The organism is Shewanella sp. 492, assembly GCF_059338445.1.
On sequence record NZ_CM181702.1, the window covers coordinates 2757126 to 2780896 of the forward strand.

Here is a 23771-nt window from a genome sequence, read left to right on the forward strand (position 1 = left end):
TCTAAATTCAATATTAAGACTCAATACCGCTATGCTTAAAGACACCAAGTTAAGCATTAAAAGCTATACTAATATCCATTATTTAGTCTCTAGGAGTTAACCATGTTTCGTTCTTTATTTTGCGCTCTATTGCTGTCGCTAGGCATAGCAGGTCACGCTAGCGCCGAGCAAAAACAGAGCGTGGGCTATTACGATATTCATTATGTCGCCTTAGGCAGCACTTTCATCACCCCAAATATAGCCAAAACCTATGGCATAAAACGTAGCAGCTACACAGGATTAATTAATATCTCTGTGCTAGACACCAGCAAAGAAGGTAATCCTGCTATCCCGGTGGAAATTTCTGGCATTGCCAATAATCTGCTCGATGCTCGTCTCGATTTAGTATTTCGCGAAATAAGAGAAGGCGACGCCATCTACTACATCGCTGAAGTGCCTTATCGTGATGATCAAGAAATCAATTTTCAGGTGGCAATTAAATACGGCAATAAACTCAATACCCAGATCACCTTTAAGCAGAAATTTTATGTCGATTAAGCCTAAAAAATAACAGTACACAGCGAGCTGCGCCTCACACAAACACGGCACAGCACTTTGCTTTTTAGTCGCCGCTAAAGAGCAAAGTAAAACGCGCTTTCCCCTACCGTTTCGGCCCCAGCTTGGGTATCATTGCCGCCAATTATCTCCATCTCTCATTGGTGCTCCAGATGAATAAAATAGTGTTAGCCAGCGGCAATAAAGGCAAGTTAAAAGAGTTTGCTGAAATCTTAGCTGAATTTGGTATCGAAGTACTGCCCCAAAGCCAGTTCAATGTTGAAGAAGTGCCTGAAACAGGCACCACCTTTGTTGAAAATGCGATTATCAAGGCGCGTCACGCCGCAAACATTACCGGACTAGCGGCCATTGCCGATGACTCAGGACTAGAGGTCGACGTTCTTGGCGGCGCGCCAGGGATCTATTCGGCCCGTTACGGCGGTGACAATGCCAGTGACAGCGATAATTACAACAAACTCCTAGCAGCATTAAAAGATAGCCCCGAGCAGCGCAGTGCGCGCTTTCAATGTATTTTGGTCTATATGCGTCATGCAGATGATCCGACTCCAATTATCTGCCAAGCGGCGTGGGAAGGAAGTATTGCTTTCGAGCCCCAAGGCGATAATGGTCATGGCTACGATCCGATTTTTATCCCAGAGCATCATCAATGCAGCGCGGCACAAATGAGCAGCGAAGAGAAAAATGCCTTAAGCCACCGCGGTAAGGCGATGCAACTGTTACTTGCTGAATTACAAGCCAAAGGCGTACTAGGGTAATGTTACTACTGCCACCACTGAGTCTCTATATTCACATCCCATGGTGTGTCCAAAAATGCCCTTATTGTGACTTTAATTCGCACGGTCAACATGGCGAGCTGCCCCAGCAAGAATATGTCGATGCACTGCTGGTCGACTTAGCTAAAGATCATCAATATGTTCAGGGGCGTAAGCTACACTCCATCTTTATTGGTGGCGGCACGCCGTCACTGTTTGATGCGAGCCAAATACAACGGTTACTTGAAGGTGTAAGAGAACAAATTGCCTTTAAAGACAATATCGAAATCACCATGGAAGCCAACCCAGGCACCTTAGAGCACGATGACTTTGCCGCCTACCGCGCAGCAGGCGTTACGCGCTTATCAATTGGGGTACAAAGTTTTGCCAGCGATAAGCTTAATCTATTAGGACGCATCCATGATAAAGATGAAGCTCAAGTGGCGGCAGAAAAAGCCCAGCAGGCTAACTACAATAGCTTTAACTTAGACTTGATGCATGGGCTACCTAATCAAAGCTTTGACGAAGCCATGCAGGATATCGAAACAGCCGCGGCACTTAACCCTCCGCACCTGTCTTGGTATCAACTGACGATTGAGCCAAACACCCTGTTCCACTCTAAACCGCCACAACTGCCCGATGATGAGGCGCTATGGCACATATATGAACAGGGGCAGCAACGTCTGGCACAGCTTGGGTATGAGCAATATGAGATCTCCGCCTATGCGAAACCCGGCTATCAATGCCAACACAACCTCAACTATTGGCAGTTTGGTGATTACCTAGGCATAGGTTGCGGTGCCCATGGCAAGATAACCCTCGAAGCTGAACAACGCATTTGGCGCACGGTGAAAATTAAGCACCCTAAGGGGTATCTCAGTGCAGTAGATCACCTGTTTGACAAGAGTGAAGTGCTAAATGAGGATCGCCCGCTAGAGTACCTAATGAACCGCCTTCGGCTCATGTCGCCTATCCCTAAACTGGAGTTCGAGCAGCGCACAGGGTTGCATCGCAGTGTACTCGATAAGGGTATGCTACTGGGTGAACAAAAAGGCTTAGTTACCACAGGTGACGAGCATTGGCAGCTCACCCCCAAAGGCAACATGTTCGTCAATGAACTACTCGCGCAGTTCTGCGATTAATCGCCAATATTGTTAATACAGCACTATTCTCCTGCCCGCTAGAACAGACTAGCGGGCAATCGAAATATCGCTTACTGCGTACCTTCCTTTATCTACAACCATCTGAATATTTCAGCAGTCATCAATCGATAAACTTGACGATGAAACCACAAATTCAATCGCCATTCCAAGCCCATTAAGGCATAGCGATATCATGACAAAACAGCACTCAATTAAGCCTGCCGCGCTGGTTAATGTGCTCAAAAATCGAATCATTAGTCGGACAAATAAGAAATAGCACTAGGATAGCTAATGGAAAGTATATTGAAGGGCGCAGGGCTATTGATAAAGAAAAATCACCCCAGCAAGCCTTGCTGGGGTAAACCAAAACTAGGATGATGGTTAAGGCTAGCATTGTTTTAGTTATTAAACCGCTGCCAGCATCAATTTAAGATTGCATAGTACTAAATAGTGCGAACCTGCGTAAAACCGATCAAGAGGGGTCATTCTTAATCGACTTAACGGGATCAGGTCATCCCAAATCAACTGCAACTATTGTATTAAATTAAGAACGTTGTGCAACGTGTAATATAGCCAAGTTATTATCACGTTTAAAAATCAGCACAAGCTCAATCGCCAAAGCAAGATTAACTATATGAATTAAAACAAAAAAGCCCTACAACCAATCGGTTGTGGGCTTATTGTGTTCATGCTAGAACAATGTTTTCAATTATATGTTTACTCTCTCACAAACTCCCCCGCAGAGACTAGCACCATTGCGAGAACAATAACGAGTCTACAAAATTACTTTCGCTTAGCATATAGCGACTCATAAGGCGCATCCCAATAAGGTGGCGCACCGATATGCCCCTTAATAAAGTCAATAAATGCACTCACCTTGGGTGCTAAATGTTTACGTCGTGGGTAGACGGCTTGCAAGGGTAAATGGTGAGTCAATTGCCATTCTGGTAACAGCGGGACTAAGGTGCCTTTGGCTATCTCATCTTCTAATAGATAACTGGCAAGATACACCACACCTAAACCACTAACCGCAGCCGATTTCAGGGCAGGTGCATTATCGACCCTAAAGTTACCCGAGACCCCTATCTCACAATAATCATCTTCTTTCTTAAACTGCCAAACACTGTGTTCGTGCCACTCGCCTTGATACACAAGACAGTTATGGTCGACTAACTGCTCTGGACGCTCAGGATAACCATGCTTTTCGACATAATCGGGTGAAGCCAGCAGTAAAAACTGGCACTTCATTAAGGGTCTGGCCACCATACCCAGCGGCAATTGCTCTGACATAGTTAATAGCAGGTCTAATCCTTCACTGACGACATCCACTTTATGGTCTAACAAGCTGACCTGTAATTCTAACTCAGGATGTTTAGCCATAAAATCAGGTAATGCTGGAATAAGATGCATGGTTCCAAAAGACTGTGAAATCCCCACTTTAAGCACACCGCGGGTGGCATCATTAAGATTGTGTACACTCGCAACCGCTTGCTCGGCATCTCTCAGTAACTCTTCACCTTGGGTATAGAGTAACTGTCCGGCCTCGGTTAGACTCAAACTACGCGTGGTACGCTGGATCAGCTGAACACCAAGTTTATGTTCTAAATCAGCAACCTGGGTGCTAACTTTAGATTTAGAAATCCCCAATTTACGCGCGGCGGAACTAAAACTACCTGCACGAGCAACATGAGTAAAAATTGCAATAGGTTCTAAAAGTTCTAACATTTAAATAGCCTTAAGGTGTTTGCGACCATATTAATATATGTTGTAAACCATAGTGATAAGCCACCCATTTATGGTTATCTCTGTGATAATTAAAAATAACTTAACAGTAGAGTCAAACTGTTACTCATTTCATCATCGAAATTTAGCCAGCATTGTTATAATTTTTCGCAAGTATACCAAAAATTTACGCTTTAATTCTAATTCCTGCCATGCATTAGCATTGATTCTGTGGGTAAATGAAGAAATATAACCAACCTGCAAACAAAAAAGCCCTACACCCAAGGCAAGTGTAGGGAAAATGTAGCCATATAAGGCCTACTAGAGAAGATGCAACAATTCGCAGTTATTCTAACAATAGTTTCTGAGGGGGATTCATTAGGGGATAAGCAGTCAACTCAGGTACTTGTTGACGTAATTGCGACTCAAGCGCAACCAACTGCTGAAAGTCATCACACAGTTTGTCGGCGCGCTGCTGCAAATCATTACTTTGTTGCTCAATTTGCACTTCGATATCTTTACCGACATTGTCCATCTTGGTGGCGAATGCTTGCATTTTTTGCTCAAACGAGTCGCCATCACCTTTCATCATCTCGCTACCTAGCGTCATTATCATGCTACCAATAGAGCTTTGTACCAATTGCTCCATCTGCTGTTCAAACTCTTGGCCGAAAGTCTCTTCCAATGAAGACTCTGTAGCACCTAGATAAAATTTATCGCCATTTTGGTAAGCAACAGTATCAATTCGCTGGCTTAATCCGGCCATCATTTCATCAATTTTGGCGCCACTCGCATCACCAAGCAAAGGGGTTAACGCCATGCTGACTGCGGTTGAGGCAATATCCACAGCATCATGAACAAGATCAATAACCTCTGGCAACTGTCTCGACACTTCATCAGCGTATTGGTTAACTAAAGTTCGTTGCTCCTCGTTGAGTGCCACCTCGACGCCATCGACATACAGCTTGCCAAGCTCGATGCGATACACCTCTTTTTGAGCCTCTGTTATCACCAGTTTCTGAGGTTCAACCGCCACGTCATAATTAAGGCTTACCTCGCACTGATGATTATCATGGCCAAAAGAAAAGCGATTATCTTGCTCGCTCGCCATAGTGCTGCTAGTGACCAGTAGTGCACACAATCCCAAAGAAGTGCTGATGTTGTTCATATCATTAATCCTTAATTATAAGTTATGGATATCAATTGCCAGCGGCATCACCAGAAACGGGCATGAGATATCGCTATCGTTGACACTTGTTAGATTGACTTAATGTAAGCTCAATGAATACAGGATTTATGCCAAAATAAATATAAGTATAACTATCAATTGTTTAAGGATTTATTTAAAAGAGGTATAAGCGAGAGGTTAGCAATTTAAACCAGTAGTTAGTCACTATTGCTAATCTCATCAAAAGATTAGAAAATCGAGCGACCCAGAGATTGAGATAGCAGCTCAAGGGCTGCGGTGCCAGCAAGAGAGTTACCATTTTTATCTAACTCGGGCGACCAAACGCATACGCTCATATCGCCGGGAATAACGGCAATGATGCCACCGCCAACCCCACTTTTACCCGGCATGCCGACGCGATAAGCAAACTCCCCTGCGCCGTCGTATAGGCCAGATGTAGCCAATAAGGCATTGAGCTTTCGGGTCTGAACCGGCGAAACAATCGCCTCACCCGACAAACTTTTACCGCCATTCGCCAAGTAAAGCATCGCCTTAGACAGATCGGCGCAGCTCATACGCATGGCACAATAATGAAAATAGTTTTTTAAGACTTTATTGACATCATTATTGAAATTACCAAAAGACTTCATCAAATAGGCAATCGCAGCATTGCGGGCGCTGTGATCATATTCTGATGCAGCCACCTGCTTGTCATACACTATATGCGGGTTACCGCTAAGGCCCCTGACTATCTCCAGCATGCGCTGCTTAGGTGCACCAAGACGAGTATGCAATAGATCGGCAATAATTAAAGCGCCAGCATTAATAAACGGATTACGCGGCACGCCACGTTCAAGTTCAATTTGCACTAGGGAGTTAAATGATTGTCCAGATGGTTCTTTGCCTACCCGAGACCAGATATCTAGTTCTTCATACAGGGTGAGCGCCACAGTCAGGCTAAACACTTTGGAGATACTTTGTATCGAAAAAGGCTCTAAGTAATCACCAGCGCCTATGGTGGTGCCATCAATAGTGGTGACCGCAATGCCTAACTTACCGGGATCGACATTAGCTAATGCAGGAATATAGTCGGCGACCTTGCCTTGGCCGAGCAGGGGGCGAACTTGCGCCACCACCTGCTCTAATAATGCCTGTTCGGGCATTAATTCCACCAAATATCGTAAAGCTCGCTAACTTCAACCTTGGTTGTCGGTTGTTGCTGCCAAAACGCACGTACCGCTTCACGGTCTTCTTCGGTGCACTTACCGATAGACTGAGTGGCAACAATACCTTCCCACTCTTTATGTCCACCACCGTGGAAGCCTAACTTACGCGCCTCTATCACTTGGGCAATAAACTGATCCACTATAGTGTCGATCTGCTCTTCTGACACTGAATCGTCAAATGTCCAGTTAACATCAAATCCAAACTCTTGAAACTCATCAATACGCAGTTTTTTGCGAAGACGACGGCTACGTGTTGCCATATTTTACCCCGTTAATTGCTAACAATACTTACTCAATACAGCCAGATTAATCATTTGATTATCATGGCAATGTTAAAATCTTATTCACAGCGTTCGAACATTAAATCCCATACGCCATGGCCGAGACGATGACCACGGGCTTCAAACTTAGTTAAGGGGCGATGCTCTGGACGTGGCACAAAATCCCCGGTAATAGACTGATTTTTATAACCAGGTGCCGCGGTCATAACCTCAAGCATATGCTCGCTGTAATTTTCCCAATCGGTTGCCAAATGAAACACACCACCAATCTTAAGGCTGTTACGAATCGTCTGCACAAATTCAGGCTGCACAATACGACGCTTGTGATGACGTTTTTTGTGCCAAGGATCGGGGAAAAACAGCTGCACCCGCGCAAGAGAGCCAGGTAAGATACTGTTTTCGAGCACTTCAATCGCATCATGATGGAACACGCGTAAATTGGTCACGCCCGCTTCGGCGGCATCGGCTAAACATGCGCCAACCCCAGGCTTATGCACTTCAATACCAATAAAGTTCAGCTCAGGAGCGGCCTTAGCCATCTCGACCAGTGAGGCACCCATACCGAAACCGATCTCCAGTACGGTATCTGCTTCGCGGCCAAATATGGCGGCTAAATCCAGTGGCTGTGGCGAGTAATCTAGCCCCATCACTGGCCATTGTTGCTCCATTGCAACCGCTTGACCTTTTGTTAAACGCCCTTCTCGTAATACAAAGCTTCTTACTTTACGAAGGTATTTACCCTCTTCATTAAATTCAGCGGTGGTAACGTCACTCATTGTTTTAGCCTCAATAATCTGCCAGCGATGGCCATATAGTCTCTGATGTAGCTTAAATTAGGGTTATCTGCCGATAACGACGCCTCACCAGCAAGATTGTAGTTAACCTTGATACTAATATATTTGGAAATCATAAAAAGAAGGGCATTATGCAAAGTTACTGGTGCAGTGCAAGCCCTATTGTCGCCAAAGTATACCAATAATCATCATAGATGCGACCAACGCTATAGCTTAACGCCTATTTAGGTTGAGAAACCAAGATACGCTCTATACACTGTGCGCCATGAAAAAAGAGCCATTTCACCAGCGCATTGTTAGCTGGTACGCCGAACACGGCCGTAAGCACCTTCCTTGGCAACAAGATAAAACCCCTTATAAAGTATGGGTTTCTGAGATCATGTTGCAGCAGACGCAAGTCGCAACCGTTATTCCCTATTTCGAAGCCTTTATGCAGCGATTTCCGAGCATAAAAGAGCTCGCAATGGCCGAGCAAGATGAAGTACTGCACCATTGGACGGGCCTAGGCTACTATGCCAGAGCGCGCAACTTGCATAAAAGTGCCCAGCTTATCGTCACCCAGCATGGCGGCGAGTTTCCTATTGAATTTGAACAAGTATTAGCGTTACCCGGCATTGGTCGCTCCACCGCAGGCGCGGTGTTATCGCTCTCTCTTGGTCAACATCATCCGATTTTAGATGGCAATGTAAAAAGAGTGCTCGCGCGCCACGGCGCCATCGCTGGCTGGCCAGGAAAAAAGCAGGTTGAGGAGCAGCTATGGCAGCTTACCGACACCCTTACGCCAAAACAGCACATTACCCAATACAATCAAGCGATGATGGATATTGGTGCCAGCATCTGTACTCGCACAAAACCTAAGTGCGAACAGTGCCCTGTGGCAGTCGATTGCCAAGCCCAGTTAATGGGGCGCCAAACCGAGTACCCAGGGAAAAAACCTAAAAAAAGCATCCCAGAAAAACAAGCCTTTATGTTGGTGATCCGCAATAACAAGCAGGTCATGATGATTAAACGTCCTCCGGCAGGCATTTGGGGCGGGCTCTGGTGTTTCCCTCAATTTGTCTCTCAAGCCGAGTTGGATAACTATGCCCAACAGCAGGCAATTAGGCTGCACTTAGCTGAGCCGCTCACCAGTTTTAGGCACACCTTTAGCCATTTCCATCTCGATATCACCGCCATAGAGGGCACCATAGTCCAAAGTGACAGCCAAGATAAAGTGGCAGCAAAAGCCCATCTGGTAATGGAAGATGATGCATCACTCTGGTATAACATAACCAATCCACCGAAAGTTGGCCTTGCTGCGGCAACCGAGCGTATTTTAGCCAGCCTAGGTTCAGTAGTCATTAAGGAGTAATCATGGCGCGTACAGTGAATTGCCAATATCTAAAGAAAGAGGCTGACGGCCTAGCCTTCCAACTTTACCCAGGAGAGTTGGGTAAACGTATTTTTGACAATATTAGTCAAGAGGCATGGACACTTTGGCAAGCAAAACAAACCATGCTTATCAACGAGAAAAAGCTCAACATGATGAATGTTGACGACCGTAAGTTCCTCGAAGAGCAGATGGTCAACTTTTTATTTGAAGGTAAAGAGGTCGAAATTGAAGGTTATGTCCCTCAGCAGGATGACCAGTAATCAGTAAAAGGACGACAAGTAAATCCTCCTCGCATAACCTCGCAATAAATAGGCGCCACTTAACGATGAGTTAATGGCGCCTGTTTGCATTTATGGCAAGTTAACCTTACTTACCAAGCCACCTCTATTCAGCCTATTTGCTTTATCCCTGTTGCCTATGCCACCACAATATCACCTTAATTTAAGTGCCCCCATATAAGGTGAATAAACATAGATATGGCTACCTTTAATGACTAGCAGGGCTAGATTAAATCCATCAAACAAAAAACCCTTAATGCTGGCATTAAGGGTTTTTGACTCAGCGTTAATGGCAATTAAAGCCGGCTATAGAGTCACATTAAAATTTATGCTCTAAGCCTACACCGAAGTATTTTTCATCGTTAACTTCAGCTTCTAACGAACGGTTAATGTAAAAAGCAAATAGCTTAGTCGGCTTACCCAGTTTGTAATCACCACCCACTGACCATGAGTCACCCAAATCTTCCATATCTTGGTATTGCGCTTTCAGCACGATAGCCTCTATGGTGTAAGCCGCACTTAACAAGTAGCCCGTTTTACTCTCGGCGCCGACAACCGCTTCACCTAACTTAGTGTAAGTCGCCTCTTGCTGCTGATACATACCACCTAACACTAAATCGGCAATTTTACCTTGCACCGTGGCGCGCACCACCTCGTAGCCTTTTACGTCTGCATCATAGGCAACCGAGGCGAAGATAGGCGATTTTTTCAACTTAGCATCACCGTACATGGCTGCAACGCTAAATCCATCTTGAGCATATTGTGAACTTGCACCTTCTGCGGCATAGGTCACCCCAAGGGTAAAACCGCTAAAGGCTGGCGTAATATAAGTCGCGGTCTGCTCGATACGGTTTTCACCTTTAAATAAGTTTTTCAGATCACCCGAGAGATCGTTAAACAGGTCAACCTTACCTTGAGACACCTTAAGCATAGTGTCGTTACGGCCAACAGAAAAAGCCCCAAAGTTACCTTTAAGGCCAACAAACTGATTGCGCGCCTTGAAGTTTTCCTTGGCTGAGTCACCGGTATCAACTTCATATTCCACAGTATAGAAAGCTTCGAGCGAATGGCTTAACTCAAAATCCCCTTTAACACCAAAGCGTGAAGCGTTACTTTGAATCGTCGTCGTTGCATCACCATCGACATCATTAGATTGAGCCGTCACATTTAACTTTCCGTAAACAGTCAATGAATCCGCCGCCTGTGCAGATGCAAGAGTGGCAGTCGCTAACGCAGAAGCAAGCAGAGTTTTACAAAAAACGTTCATCATTTAATCCTTTCGACGTATGTTCGTCTGGGTTATTGGTTTGGACGGCCGAAAGTGTGCAATTTTTATGTTGCAGTTTTATTTCATGTTTTGGCATTGCTATCGAGCTAAGCGTATGAAGACGATGAGATTGGCTCTCAAAGCCATACAGAGTAAGGCTTTGAGCAAGGCTAAAAGTAATGTGACAGTTTAATGAATTATGCTAAAAGCGAACTTTTTATGACATTTTGCCGCTAAGCGATAGCGGTTTACCCGACGTCGACAATGGCTTACACTGCGGCTTTATTTTTGATTGGGCGCCTATCATGTGGTTTAAAAATCTTACTGTTTATCGTTTTAATAAACCTTTCTCTGTCGATACAGAAGCGCTAGAGAAGTCACTTGAAGACTTTACCTTTTCTCCCTGCTCAAGTCAGGACATCAGCAAGTTTGGCTTTTCAAAAGCATTAGGTAAACTCGGGCACACCTTAGTCCATAGCGCAGGTGACAGACACCTTATTTGTGTCACCAAAGAAGAGAAAATTCTCCCCTCACAAGTGATTAAAGAAGCGCTTGATGAAAAAGTCATGCAAATTGAAGATGCAGAAAATCGTAAACTGGCGAAAAAAGAGAAAGATGCATTAAAAGATGAGATCACCACGACCTTGCTACCACGCGCTTTTTCTCGTCGTAGCCAGACTCATGCGTTGATCTTGCCTGAGATCGATATGATTTTAGTCGACAGCTCAAGCGCCGCTAAGGCAGAAGAGTTACTCGCGCTACTGCGTAAGGCATTAGGCTCGCTACCGGTTATTCCATTGAGCTTTAAAACGCCTATTGAAACCCAGTTAACCGATTGGTTAAAAGCCAATAGCGCACCAGCGCCGTTTGAGATGCAAGATGAAGCTGAACTCAAATCTGACTCAGATGAAGGTGGTATTGTACGCTTCAAGCAGCAAGATCTGACCGAAAACGAGGTCCTTGCCCATATCGAAACGGGTAAGCAAGTACATAAGTTAGCACTGCATTTTGCTCAATCCATTGCGTTTGTACTGCAATCAGATGCTGGCATTAAACGCCTTAAGTTTTCTGAAGAGTTTAGAGCAGGCAATGACGAAGTGGGCACCGAAGATCCTATCGCACGACTGGACGCAGACTTTGCCTTAATGGGCAGCGAATTAATCGCCTTGATGAACGCCTTAGTGGAAGTGCTTGGCGGTTTCGAAGATAGCCTGTAAAGCAGTTAATCACTAAGTTAGTGAGCAAGGCTTAACCTGACCTATTGGTTAGCTCTGCAGGTATGAATAAAAAGCCACCACCATCTGCGGTGGCTTTTTGTATCGAGTTGCCAAACCTTAAGATAAATTGACACTTTACCGCCGTAAATAAAGGTAAGCTTCAATCGATATTAAGCAATAAACGTTAATAGAAATAACACATCCAGCTAGGTGACAGGCTTAGACTAAAGTCTATATAGCACTTAACCTCGATAGAATATTCGACGATAAAAAAGACATTTAAACTCAAAATCAAGCGTATAGCTAGTTTCTCGCGCGTCTCCTTCTGTTACTATTGTTGCCACATCAAGTTCGTCCTCATACCTCAATAACATTGAGTTACGAACCTAATTTAAAAATCATAATAAGCCCTTAATTAAAGGGATGTGGCGAGATCCTCATGCGCGCTTTTTTCTATTGTTTATTAGTATCGGCATTCTTGTATTGCTCTGCGGCAACTGCCGCATATAGCCAACTTCAACTTGTATCACAAGAGGTTAAAATACGGGAGACGCCTAGCCTGCTTTTTGAAGAGTTGATGCCACCTCTAAACTTTGACCTCAGCTTTAGCAGTGACATTGAATTTAGACAATTGGCGCTTGAGCATGGTTTCGATGCTGATGAATTAGAAGAGCAACTGCAATGGCTCGCACGTATCTATCTTGAGCCAGGGTTAGGAGAAAACACCAGCATAAGCAAGGCTAGCGCTCTCATTGCGTCACTAGAATCCATTGCTGACACACCTTACGACATCAGTAATTTATACATGTTACAAGCACGTAAAGCAGGAAGAGAAAAGCAAGATTACCAACAAGCCATTGCGCTTTATACTCAAGCCCTTAATCAACTAGGTAACACTGAAGATATTCGCACCACGCTGCTAAGACACAATATCCATCACCAAATAGGCGATCTCTATCGTATTACACTACAAATACCTCAAGCCCAACTCCACCTTAATCAATATCGACAACTCGCCTATCAGCTCAATAATGACTACCTCAGCGCCAACGCTGAAGCAGCATTAGGCAAACTCTATACTCAAAATGAAGAATTTACTAAAGCATTACAACATTACACCGAAGCATATCGTCGCTCAGAAAACATCAACAAACCTTTCTTAAATGCAACATTATCACTGAGATTGGCACGGGTTTATCGCGATCTACAATCTTGGGATGAAGCATTACAATATGCTCACAAGGCAGCAGACAGTTTTAAAGCTCTCAATAACGATAATTATTTATCAAGTTGCATGACAGCGATTGCGATTGTTTATGCCGAGCAAGGGTTATGGAACCAAGCCATTGATTATTATCTTAATGCGCAACAAATTGATGTCAAAAGCGGTAACCTAACCGCTCAGGCGCTTAACTTTCATAATTTAGGTGAAGCCTATTTTAATAACAATGAAGCCCAAACCGCATTAGACTTCTTAGTAAAGGCTAACAACTTATTTTTACAGAAAAAAAGCAAACACTACCTAGTATACAACGACCTACTTATCGCTCAAGTTGCCAGTAGCCTTGAAGACTGGCGCATGGTTAATCACTATGCCGCCAAAGCCTTTCTGTTAGCCAAAGAAAAAAGCCTCTTAGAGCAGATGATTGAGGCATTACGCTATCGCATTCAAGCCTTTATCGCACTAGGAGATACAGAAAAAGCCCACAATGCGCTAACACAACTGCTCGACCTTAGCGAAGAGCTTAATCAACAAGCCAATGAAAAAACAGAACAGCATAGTAATAGCCTTGCAGAACAAAAGCTTGAACTACAATTAAGCCAATTAAAAGCCGCAAGTAACCTCCTACAACAACAACTTGCACAGTTTAAAACGGCATCAGTGATAAGCCTTGCATTAGCAGCCCTATTGTTATTGTTTTGTCTTTATCAATGGCGTAGTAAGCAACAAATTCGCCGACGTAAGTTCAACCTAAAACGCCAATTGTCTACTGAACCCGTTAGTGAAATTAATGGCTACCGAGGGTTAATTGAATCCTTAGCCCAAATCGACAATCTAGCCATGGTGGGATTAATTTCCTTAACCAACAAACACAATATCGACATCGAATGGGGACTGGACACTTCTGCACAAGTGCAGCAGCAGTTTATACACCAATTAAACCAACAACTCGATTGTGACAGTTACCTAATCCGCCCGGGCGTTTTGGCTATTACGCTCAAAAAGATGCAAGAACGCCAAACACTGCTGGAAAATATTCGCCACGTGCTTGACTCCCAACCTAAGCTTAATGATGCCCAGTTACATTTAGGTATATTGAGCCTACCGCTACTACAAGACCCCGATATTAAACTCGAACCAAAAACCTATTTTGATGTACTGCAAATGATGGTCGCTGGTGCGATAAGTCTCGGCCACAATAAAGACTATTTTGTCTCAATCACACCACAGAGTTTTGCACCTGTCGCTGTGTTCTCCGCGCCGCTCTATTCACACTTAGAAAAAGGCATTAATCGCGGTTTAGTCAAAGTGGAATGTAATGATGATAAAACGCTTATTCGTTGGTCAAATAATGACTCTGCTACAGCTTAAATGATCAAAAGTGCGGAGAATGACGCAACTCGCGCCTAAAGTTCGTTTGCTTACCCCCTTTAATGAGATAACATAAGTGCCATATAACTTGCTTTAAAGTGCTATCAATTTAGCTATTTCAAGATGCACGGCCCAGGATATTTTTACCATTATGATTACGCGTAATTACAATTATAAGGTCTAGCATGAAAGACTCTATGGCTAGTGTTTCACAAGTATCACTTTTGCAGCAGAAACTTCATTCTGCTAGAGCTGCATTAGTTGAACTCAGCGAACAAAAAAACCAAAATCAACATTGTTTGCTGCAATTTATCAGTCAGTTAAGCCTCGCCTGTAAAGGGCAAAATATCGAACTGGATAATAAATTAGCTAAACTGCGTCATAACTTGACAAACGTCGAACAAATCGAAGAAGTCTTACCTGAATTAGTCGAAGTTGAGCATTTAATTAAACACCAATATCATCATGTTATGGCGCAGTTAGAAGATGGCCGCGCAAGCTTAACCAAAGTGGTACGCCAGCTACAACGATTTGACTCGTTACCCGAAAAACTTAAAAAAGAGATCGCCTATTTCAAACAAGATTTAGGAAAACCTTTTCATAGTTATTGGGATTATTTCCCAAAAGTCAAAAGCCTAGTCAATTTTTATGATGCTATTTTACAGGCGCAATTGACCCAAGGTCACTCCCTCGAGATATTACCCAAACACCGCCAACTCGCCCATGAGTTGGCTCAAATGATCTCAGAAATCGAATTTAGAAAAGATCAGCGCGATCAAGTCTTAGTCATTAAAGACTATTTGGCCAGTGAAATAGACATTGATGGTCTTATCGATGCTTATCAAACCGTATTAACCCTATTACTGGAAAATATCGCGCTAGAAAAAAGTGCCTCACAAGAATTTTTATATGTACTTAACGATGCGCTATCGGCCGTGCGAGAAGTGGTTACTGACTCCTATAATAATAGTCAACGCAGTTACCAACTCAAACAGCAGCTTAATAGAGAAATTAATTTACGAGTAGATAATGTGGGTGAAGCGGTTATCGATATTAATAATATTGACCAGCTCAAATCACAGGTCACTCAACAACTGGTCTCTATTCGTACTGCTTTAAGTCGCAAAGAAGCGTTGGAACAACGTGAGCAAGCCCTACTCCGTAAGTCGATAGAAACGATGCGAGACGAACTCAATGAGTTGAGTCAAGAGGCCAATGCTTATAAAGAACGGTTATTTGAGCAACAAAAACTTAATATGCTCGACTCACTGACACAACTGCCCAATCGAGCCGCCCTTGAAGATCGAATGGAGCTTGAGTACCGCAATTACCAACGCCATAAAAATCCACTATGGGTCGCAGTGGCCGATATCGATCACTTCAAGGCCATCAATGATAGTTTTGGTCACAGCACAGGCGATAAAACCTTGCAGGTGATCTCCATGGCACTGAAAAACTCCTTACGAGAATCTGAGTTTGTAGCCCGTTACGGTGGTGAAGAGTTTGTCCTACTTATCCCCGATGTCTCGGCGACCGATATAAAGTATCTGCTCAATCGCGTAAGGGAAAAAGTGAAAAACATTCCTTTTAAATTTAAAAATCAGAGAATTACAGTTACAGTATCTATAGGTGCTGCACAACTTCTCGATACCGAACAGATAAATGAAACCTTTGAACGAGCCGATGCTGCACTCTATCAGGCTAAACATGAAAGCAGAGACAGAGTGATTATTGACGCGTAACCCGAGGCCAAGGCATAAACCGACAGCCGAAGATTTAGCCATCAACTTAAGTCCCCTGACATAAGTCATATCGCTAAAGCTACATCACTTTTAGCATAGTGAGCATCCGGACATTCTCCTGTCATCTTCATGCGTCACTGTGCACATTAAGGAGATGCCATGATCGTCAACATCAGTCCTAGAGGCAGTATGGATCAACTTTCACAACTGGAAGTCGATCGCCTCAAACAAAACGCCAGCAGCGAACTGTACCAACTATTTCGCAGTTGCGCGCTCGCGGTACTCGCCTCCGGCTCCCACACCGATGATGCCGTTCAACTATTTGAACAATACAAAGATTTTAATATTAATGTGCTACGCCGTGAACGTGGCATAAAGATAGAGTTAATCAACCCACCAGAAGCGGCTTTTGTCGACGGTAATATTATTGCGGGCATTCAAGAACACCTGTTCGCCGTCTTACGCGATATCGTCTATTTAAGTGACCGTTACGATAACCTCAAACATATTAACCTCACAAATTCGAGCCACATCACCAATGTGGTATTTGATATCTTACGTAATGCTCAGGCTATTCCTCGCCGCGAACCTAATATTGTCGTGTGCTGGGGTGGCCATAGTATTAATGGCGATGAATACCAATACACCCGCGAAGTCGGCTATCAGCTAGGTTTACGCAATCTCGATATTTGTACTGGCTGTGGTCCTGGCGCAATGGAGGGACCAATGAAGGGCGCGGCGATTGGTCACGCTAAACAGCGGGTCCGCGATGCCAGATACATAGGCTTAACCGAACCCAGTATCATCGCCGCCGAGCCGCCCAATCAAATTGTCAATGAACTGGTCATTCTACCTGATATAGAAAAACGCCTAGAAGCCTTTGTACGCCTTGGTCACGGTATCATTATCTTCCCCGGCGGCGCCGGAACCGCCGAAGAGTTGCTCTATCTACTGGGTATTTTACTCAGTAAAGAAAATCAACCACTCCCTTTTCCACTCATCTTAACAGGGCCAAGAGAGAGTGAAGATTATTTTAATAAAATTGATGAATTTATTGCCGCTACATTAGGCAAAGAAGCGCAAGACAAGTACCAAATTATCATAGATGATCCTGTGCATGTGGCTCGCATTATGAGCCATGGCATGGATGATATTAAACACTACCGTAAGGAGATTGGTGACTCATACCAGTACAATTGGTCACTTAAAATTGAACCCGAATTCCAGCTACCTTTTACACCCACCCATGAAGTAATGAGTAATTTAAACCTATATTTTATCAATAACAAAGCGGAACTAGCCGCTAACCTAAGGCGCGCATTTTCAGGCATCGTCGCGGGAAATGTGAAAATGGATACCATCAGAGATATTCAACAATTTGGCCCATTTGAACTTAAAGGCGACCCTAAACTCATGGCGATGATGGACACACTATTGCAAGCCTTTGTCGACCAACAACGTATGAAATTACCCGGTAGCAAATATCTTCCTTGCTATAAAATCATCAGCTAACGCAGAGACCCGATACCGTTTATGAATACGTTTTTAATCATTGATGGACTGAATCTAGTGCGGCGTATCCATGCCGCCCAACCCAACGAAAATGACGTTAATGGCTTACCCCAACGTGTCGGTTCTGCCTGCTTAAAACTACTCAAAGTCCACGAACCGACCCATATCGCTATTGTCTGGGATGGTGATGCGATCTCTTGGCGTAAACGGTTATATGAAGATTATAAAAAAGGCCGTAAACCTATGCCAGATGCGCTAGCAAAAGCATTAGATGGCATTAAAAACTACTTGGCAGAGCTTGGAATAAACTCAATCAATGCCCAAGCGGAAGCCGATGATGTCATAGCCACACTCGCCACTAAAATGAGTCAAGCGCACAGGGCCATTATCGTCTCAACCGATAAAGGCTTCACGCAATTATTGCACCCCAACATTTTACTGTGGGACTACTTTAACCAATGTGATATCAGTATCGCAGAGCGCGAACAAAAGCTAGCTGTCGATCGCAGTCAATTCATCGACTTTTTAGCACTAGCTGGCGATAGCGGTAATAAGATCCCCGGTGTGCCCGGCATTGGCCCTAAATCGGCTGCTGAGCTATTAAAAACCTATAGAACGTTAGCCAATGTATATGCTTCACTAGAGAGTATCGGCGCGAAACAGGCACAGAAACTTGAGCAGGGAAAACCACTTGCCAGACTGAGCTATAAATTAGTCCAACTTCAAACTGATATACCACTCAACACCCATTTGGCCCATTTTAGAATCAAGCAGGCCAATAACGCGTAAACATTGGCTTACTGAATAATTGAGTACATTTACCAAGCTAAAGCTATCTTCGCTATTTCATCTGTTTTATATTGTAAAGGTTATGTTAACTGCAAAGGCGATATTCTGTTTACCGCCAATCATAAGGAGCGTATACCGGCATGAAATCAAAGGTCCCCGTTATTATTGGTACTCTGTTTGCGGCTTACGTCGCTTTTGTACTTGTGGTTGTATTGGTTTATGAACCAAGACCTGAAGATATGGACTGGCAAGATAGACAGGCTTACAACAATGCAAAGCTGAGTGAGTTAACCTTAGGCCAACCATTAGATACCGTCACATTGGTGCTAGGTAAAGCCGATTTTTCAGAGGCTAAAACTGTCGAGCAAGACTCGCTACAAGTGTTGTTTTACCGCACTCACCACAGTCAATCTGATGGTGAAACTACGCGGGATGAATGCACCCCACTGCTGTTTAAAAACAATAAACTTATTGCATGGGGTCAAGATACTTATCAGCAATATTTAACCACTAATGTTGGCGGGGGAAACCCATAGCAGAGCTTAATCAACCACATAATCTAGATAGTGCGATTAACACCAGCGCCTAACACGCTGACAATACTCGCCATACGCTTTAGGAAAGCGGGCTCGCAGATAACGCTCCTCAGGCTTAATCGCAATGTAATACACTCCCACGCAGCTGGGGATCACACTAAATATCACCCATAGCGAATCGAGTACCACTCCCAGACCAAGAGGATAGAGACAAAAAATCACATAAATTGGGTTACGCGAGTAACGATAATAGCCACTGGTGATGATGCATGAGGCCGTCCCCCAAGGCTCAATCGAAGTACGGTTTCGTTTAAAAATCAACAGTAAATGCACAAGCATCAACAAGCCAAGTAACATCAGCAGCTGCGCCAACACCTTAACGACTGTGGGCAACGTAATACCCGACGGATAATACAGCTCAGCCACATAGGCTAACCCTATCATAATGATAAAGACTAGCGGTGGTGGAAACTTTACCCTAGCACCTTGGTTGTGCGCGCCTTGATTGTCGCCAAGGGTTTTTGCTCTGTCAGTATCTGCATCGTTATTTTTAATCGTCATGGGCATTCCTGTTGTTATTTTGGATAACAAAAAGCCGAGCAAGGTTGCGCTCGGCTTTCACTCAATTAAATTATTGCTCGCGCATCAACATCACTTAATCGGCTTTTTTATACTCAGTATACGCTTCGCCTTGCTGCAACCATTGCGGCGCTGGCGTGCCTTTAAGGTAATGATCGAAATACTGCATCATACGTAGGCTGTAATCGAGTTTATTGGGGTACTTTTTCAGATGATGAGGCTCATCTTCATACTGTAAAAACACCACCTCTTTACCCGCACGTCGCATGGCTAAATAAAGCTCAACGCCTTGCTCCCACGGCACGGCATTGTCTTTGTCGCCGAACATGATCATCATAGGTGTTTTAATCCGCTCAGCATAGAATACTGGTGAATTTTCGATATATTTTTGCGGCGAATTGAACAAACTTTCACCTATACGACTCTGACCCGTTTCATACTGAAACTGACGGGCAAGGCCTGTTCCGTGACGTATGCCACTGTAAGCACTGGTCATGTTTGCCACTGGAGCCCCTGTTACCGCCGCTTTAAATATATGGGTTTGAGTCACCGCAAATGCGGTTTGATACCCGCCCCACGAATGACCTTGAATACCAATCGCCTCTCTATCGGCAATCCCCATTTCAATCAAATGCTGTACACCAGAAGTTAAAGCCTGAACCGATGCCGCCCCCGGATACCCTACTTCAAAACGGATATCGGGTAAGAAAATAGCGTAGCCATTGTCGGCATACCAAGCAAAATTGGGCCGATGGTTGAGTTTCATTTGCGGAAAAGCATGCAACCTGTCACTCATAAAACGGTAAAAATAGACCAGTACAGGATAGCGTTTACCCGCTTGGTAATTGCTCGGTTTAATTAATACGCCATCCAATGGCTGGCCATCACCATTGGTCCAGTGTACCAGCTCAGCATTACCCCAATCGAGACCACGTTTTTGGCTATCTAGGTCGGTTTGACGCACTGCGCGCTGCGGCGCGCTAATATCGCTGCTGTATATATCGGGGTACAGGTCATAACGCTGCTTACTAAATAGTACCGTATCACTGTGCTCTGCACGGGCTAAAGGCGTGAGTTTATAATCGCCTTGCATCAATGCCTTAACCCCAGCTACCCCAACCTTAGCCTGATAAAAACCATCACCTTTAGTACGCTCGTTATAACCATGTAATAACACGCTTTGGCCATCGGTTAAGGTTGTGGGTTTATTTTTATGCTCCACTAAAGCTGCAACTCGATATTGGATCTGCTGCTGACGCCCTTGGCCCGCCGTAAGCGTAAACCCAGTAAATGATTCGGTATTAAATTGCCAAATATCATATTTATCATAAGCTAAAAGCGCCGAGCCATCGTCCAGCCAGGGACCAAAACCGTAACTCGGTGCGGCCGAGGGGTAATCATGATCTTCGTCGGCAAACGGCGTATCTATCCCCATGGTGAGGTGCACGCGTCGATCTTGTGCTATCTGATAGAGAAATAGCTCACCTTGCTGGTAATACGCCACAAAACGTCCATTTGGCGATAAGGTCGGTACTTCATCACTGGGCTGCTGGGTTAAAAACAACGTTTTGCGACCCGTATTGATGTCAACAATATAGTAGTCGCGGTAAAAGCCCGCCCAGGTGATCATTTTAAGATAAGGCTTATCCGAACTGGCAATCAAATAGCGCTGCTGCTGTTGCAGCTCAATATCTGGAATTTGTAGATCAGCTAGTTGCACCACTTGATTGCTATCAAGATGCAATACCGCTAGATAACTGCGCTTAAGATCTTTTTCATATTGTTTTATTTCGTTAGGTTTAATCCTAGGATCGTCGCCATGCCAAAGCTTAAGACCACGCTGAGCGGTGATCATACTAGGGTCAAAAAGATCGGACTCTGACGCCACTTTAGGCAGCTCAAGCTGTTGGCTTACCTGAGGCACACGACCAAAAAATAGGCGCTGGCTATCATCAGAAAAGGTCAGTTCACTATAACGATTAAGGGTCCATCCATCTGTATTGGAAACGCTATGAGCGCGGCCATCGGCTAAACCATATAAGCTCAATTGGTATTCACGGCCAAAAGGCGCCTGTGATGCCGCACCAAAAGTATGTGCCACAAAGCGGCCATCTTCGCTTACTGCTACCGCACCAATTTGTTGGTCAACATAGGTTTGTAGCACAGTTTGTTTATCGGTAGTTAGATCGATTAACACTAAATTGTGCACATTGGCGGTGATATCATTTTGCGCCACCAGCGCATAACGGCCAGCCTTATCAAAATAATAAGCAGTCACTTGGTCGATTTTTTGACTGCTAGCACCGTTTAAGTTTACTAATTCTAAAGTGCGGCCTTTATCGTATTTATCCACTTTAGGGGCGCTGGTGTCAGTCGCCTTAGGGGTAGCAATCTCAGTAGCAGCGCTTTCTTGAGGCTCACCCTCCTCTTGAGTATCACTTTCATCGGAAGCCTCATCGGCCACATACCAGATGGCCAGATGCGAGCCTACTTCATTAAAAGCAAATTGCTCGACGCTGGCATACTGCACTTGGCTACCGGTATCGGTATTGAGTAATACCAACCCCGACTTTAATTGCTTACGCGCCTTATCTGTAGCCATCTCTTGCGCAAGTAAAGTCGGCTCAATCACAAACGCGGCAAAACGACCATCACGATTGATTTGCGGTTTAGATCCGCCTTTCACTGTAAATGACTTCTTGGAGTCGAGTCGTTTCGCTAAACCGTGACTATCGCCGCGATCGGGGGCAACTTCAACGGCAAAGGCGCTCCCTTGGGCTGCTAATACTGGCTTATGCAGTGACTCAAATTTCATGATGGCGCTGGGGGTGACATCTGCGGCAAACGTACCGGCAGAAAAGAGGCTGACACATAACATGGTCAGTGATGCTGTAGGTAATAACTTCAAGGCTTTCCTCATTTATAATTATTTTATTAACAATTTTGTCGCATTCTGTCGCTATATCTTAGACTAAAGTAGACTTTTTTAACGCTTAAGGATCAATCATCGTCATTAGCCTTTATTAATGCAAGTTAAGCGCAACAAATAATGTGATTTTGCTCACTATTTCCTGTAAAACTTGCGCGAAAGTGGTTAAAATAGAGCTGATAAGTTTCTAAACAATTCATAGTCATAAAACCGTGTCTTCGACATGGTCAGACAATAGCAGTAACGACCAACCGTGGAAGGACTCTCCATGTCAAAAAGAACAATTACCGTGATCCCGGGTGATGGGATTGGACCTAGTATTATCGACTCAGCAATCAAAATTTTAGATAAAGCAGGCTGTGATTTTGAGTATGAGTTTGCCGATGCAGGTTTGGCTGCGCTTGAGAAGCAAGGTGAGCTTCTTCCGCAACGTACTCTCGATTTAATTGAAAAAAATCGTATTACCCTTAAAGGTCCACTTACCACTCCAGTTGGCGAAGGCTTTACCTCAATCAACGTGACTTTACGTAAGCGATTCAGTCTTTACGCTAACGTACGTCCTGTATTGTCTTTTAAAGGTACTCAAGCCCGTTACGACAATATCGACATTATTACCGTACGTGAAAATACCGAAGGTATGTATTCAGGCCTTGGACAAACTATCTCGGCCGATGGTGACACAGCCGAAGCCACCAGCATTATTACGCGTCAAGGCGCTGAGCAGATCACCACATTTGCTTATGAACTTGCTCGTAAAGAGGGCCGTAAGAAGGTCACTATCGTGCATAAAGCCAACATCATGAAGTCTACTTCCGGTCTATTCCTGAAAGTGGCACGTGAAGTGAGCCTACGTTACCCAGACATCACGACCGAAGAGATGATTGTTGACGCAACTTGCATGAAGCTGGTGATGAGCCCAGAAAACTTCGATGTGATTGTGACGACTAACCTATTTGGCGACATTTTGTCAGACTTGTGTGCCGGTCTTGTCGGTGGCCTAGGTATGGCTCCTGGCGCCAACATTGGTAAAAATGCCGCGATCTTCGAAGCCGTTCATGGCAGCGCACCTGACATTGCGGGTAAAAACTTGGCAAACCCAACTTCAGTGATCTTAGCTTCTATCCAGATGCTCGAGTACTTGGGTATGTCTGATAAAGCCGAAGCTATCCGAGGCGCTGTGTCGGCAGTTATCGCCGAAGGCGATCGTACTACCCGTGACTTAGGCGGTACTCACGGTACTACCGATTTCACTCAAGCTGTGATTGACCGTCTTTAATGGTTTAACACCTCATTAAAAAAGCCCCGCATAAGCAATTA

20 protein-coding genes are annotated in these 23771 nt (G+C 44.4%); 12 read left to right on the forward strand and 8 right to left on the reverse strand.

The genetic code is table 11. From position 1 onward, the window contains the following. Positions 1 to 102: 102 nt before the first annotated feature. The 3 genes from AC5YBX_RS12195 (at position 103) to hemW (ending at position 2449) form a co-directional block, all read left to right on the forward strand. Entirely contained in the window at positions 103 to 537 is a 435-nt protein-coding gene (locus tag AC5YBX_RS12195) for a DUF4426 domain-containing protein (RefSeq protein ID WP_494523761.1), read from the forward strand. Between the two features lie 170 nt (positions 538 to 707). Beyond that, the gene (gene rdgB / locus AC5YBX_RS12200) at positions 708 to 1310 is read left to right on the forward strand and encodes an RdgB/HAM1 family non-canonical purine NTP pyrophosphatase (RefSeq protein ID WP_494521270.1); all 603 of its coding nucleotides are present in this window, start codon (positions 708 to 710) and stop codon (positions 1308 to 1310) included. Continuing rightward, complete coding sequence (gene hemW, locus AC5YBX_RS12205; protein WP_494523762.1) at positions 1310 to 2449, forward strand: radical SAM family heme chaperone HemW; 1140 nt, start codon at positions 1310 to 1312, stop codon at positions 2447 to 2449. The genes rdgB and hemW overlap by 1 nt, the downstream gene beginning before the upstream one ends. Positions 2450 to 3232: 783 nt before the next feature. Here the strand turns inward: hemW and AC5YBX_RS12210 are convergent. The 5 genes from AC5YBX_RS12210 to trmB form a co-directional block, all read right to left on the reverse strand. Next, a complete protein-coding gene (locus tag AC5YBX_RS12210; RefSeq protein WP_475514476.1) occupies positions 3233 to 4174 on the reverse strand; it encodes a LysR family transcriptional regulator in 942 nt (313 codons plus the stop codon). Between the two features lie 343 nt (positions 4175 to 4517). Next, positions 4518 to 5339 (reverse strand): YggN family protein, encoded by an 822-nt coding sequence (locus tag AC5YBX_RS12215; RefSeq protein WP_494523763.1) that lies wholly within the window; start codon positions 5337 to 5339, stop codon positions 4518 to 4520. A gap of 248 nt (positions 5340 to 5587) precedes the next feature. Then, positions 5588 to 6502 (reverse strand): glutaminase B, encoded by a 915-nt coding sequence (gene glsB, locus AC5YBX_RS12220; protein ID WP_494521267.1) that lies wholly within the window; start codon positions 6500 to 6502, stop codon positions 5588 to 5590. Beyond that, positions 6502 to 6825 carry a YggL family protein gene (locus AC5YBX_RS12225; RefSeq protein WP_475514477.1) on the reverse strand — a complete coding sequence of 108 codons (324 nt, stop codon included), beginning with the start codon at positions 6823 to 6825 and terminating at the stop codon, positions 6502 to 6504. Before AC5YBX_RS12225 ends, glsB begins: the two co-directional genes overlap by 1 nt. An 80-nt stretch (positions 6826 to 6905) precedes the next feature. Beyond that, on the reverse strand, positions 6906 to 7622 hold the full coding sequence (gene trmB / locus AC5YBX_RS12230; protein ID WP_494523764.1) for a tRNA (guanosine(46)-N7)-methyltransferase TrmB: 717 nt from the start codon (positions 7620 to 7622) through the stop codon (positions 6906 to 6908). Between the two features lie 283 nt (positions 7623 to 7905). Between trmB and mutY the strand changes: the two genes are divergently transcribed. Both mutY and AC5YBX_RS12240 read left to right on the forward strand, forming a co-directional pair. Beyond that, complete coding sequence (mutY, locus tag AC5YBX_RS12235; RefSeq protein WP_494523765.1) at positions 7906 to 8991, forward strand: A/G-specific adenine glycosylase; 1086 nt, start codon at positions 7906 to 7908, stop codon at positions 8989 to 8991. 2 nt (positions 8992 to 8993) lie between these two features. Continuing rightward, a complete protein-coding gene (locus AC5YBX_RS12240; protein ID WP_494521264.1) occupies positions 8994 to 9272 on the forward strand; it encodes an oxidative damage protection protein in 279 nt (92 codons plus the stop codon). Positions 9273 to 9609: 337 nt separating this feature from the next. On the opposite strand, the gene AC5YBX_RS12245 is transcribed toward AC5YBX_RS12240, so the two are convergent. After that, a complete protein-coding gene (locus tag AC5YBX_RS12245) occupies positions 9610 to 10560 on the reverse strand; it encodes a porin (RefSeq protein WP_494523766.1) in 951 nt (316 codons plus the stop codon). A gap of 302 nt (positions 10561 to 10862) precedes the next feature. Between AC5YBX_RS12245 and rdgC the strand changes: the two genes are divergently transcribed. From rdgC to AC5YBX_RS12275, 6 genes are all read left to right on the forward strand, one after another. After that, positions 10863 to 11774: a recombination-associated protein RdgC gene (rdgC, locus tag AC5YBX_RS12250; RefSeq protein WP_494521262.1), complete on the forward strand. Its 912-nt coding sequence runs from the start codon at positions 10863 to 10865 to the stop codon at positions 11772 to 11774. 439 nt (positions 11775 to 12213) lie between these two features. Further along, a complete protein-coding gene (locus tag AC5YBX_RS12255) occupies positions 12214 to 14367 on the forward strand; it encodes a tetratricopeptide repeat protein (RefSeq protein ID WP_494523767.1) in 2154 nt (717 codons plus the stop codon). 185 nt (positions 14368 to 14552) lie between these two features. Then, the gene (locus AC5YBX_RS12260) at positions 14553 to 16109 is read left to right on the forward strand and encodes a GGDEF domain-containing protein (RefSeq protein ID WP_494521260.1); all 1557 of its coding nucleotides are present in this window, start codon (positions 14553 to 14555) and stop codon (positions 16107 to 16109) included. Positions 16110 to 16268: 159 nt separating this feature from the next. Then, complete coding sequence (gene ppnN / locus AC5YBX_RS12265; protein WP_494521259.1) at positions 16269 to 17621, forward strand: nucleotide 5'-monophosphate nucleosidase PpnN; 1353 nt, start codon at positions 16269 to 16271, stop codon at positions 17619 to 17621. Between the two features lie 21 nt (positions 17622 to 17642). Then, positions 17643 to 18410 (forward strand): flap endonuclease Xni, encoded by a 768-nt coding sequence (gene xni, locus AC5YBX_RS12270; RefSeq protein ID WP_494521258.1) that lies wholly within the window; start codon positions 17643 to 17645, stop codon positions 18408 to 18410. 140 nt (positions 18411 to 18550) lie between these two features. After that, positions 18551 to 18946 carry a DUF3192 domain-containing protein gene (locus AC5YBX_RS12275; RefSeq protein ID WP_494521257.1) on the forward strand — a complete coding sequence of 132 codons (396 nt, stop codon included), beginning with the start codon at positions 18551 to 18553 and terminating at the stop codon, positions 18944 to 18946. Positions 18947 to 18982: 36 nt separating this feature from the next. Here the strand turns inward: AC5YBX_RS12275 and AC5YBX_RS12280 are convergent, their stop codons facing one another. Both AC5YBX_RS12280 and AC5YBX_RS12285 read right to left on the reverse strand, forming a co-directional pair. Next, positions 18983 to 19507 (reverse strand): methyltransferase family protein, encoded by a 525-nt coding sequence (locus AC5YBX_RS12280; protein ID WP_494521256.1) that lies wholly within the window; start codon positions 19505 to 19507, stop codon positions 18983 to 18985. 94 nt (positions 19508 to 19601) lie between these two features. Further along, entirely contained in the window at positions 19602 to 22433 is a 2832-nt protein-coding gene (locus AC5YBX_RS12285; RefSeq protein WP_494523768.1) for a S9 family peptidase, read from the reverse strand. 289 nt (positions 22434 to 22722) lie between these two features. On the opposite strand from AC5YBX_RS12285, the gene AC5YBX_RS12290 reads away from it, so the two are divergent. Further along, positions 22723 to 23730, forward strand: a complete 1008-nt coding sequence (locus tag AC5YBX_RS12290) for an isocitrate dehydrogenase (protein WP_494523769.1) — start codon at positions 22723 to 22725, stop codon at positions 23728 to 23730. Positions 23731 to 23771: the final 41 nt, after the last annotated feature.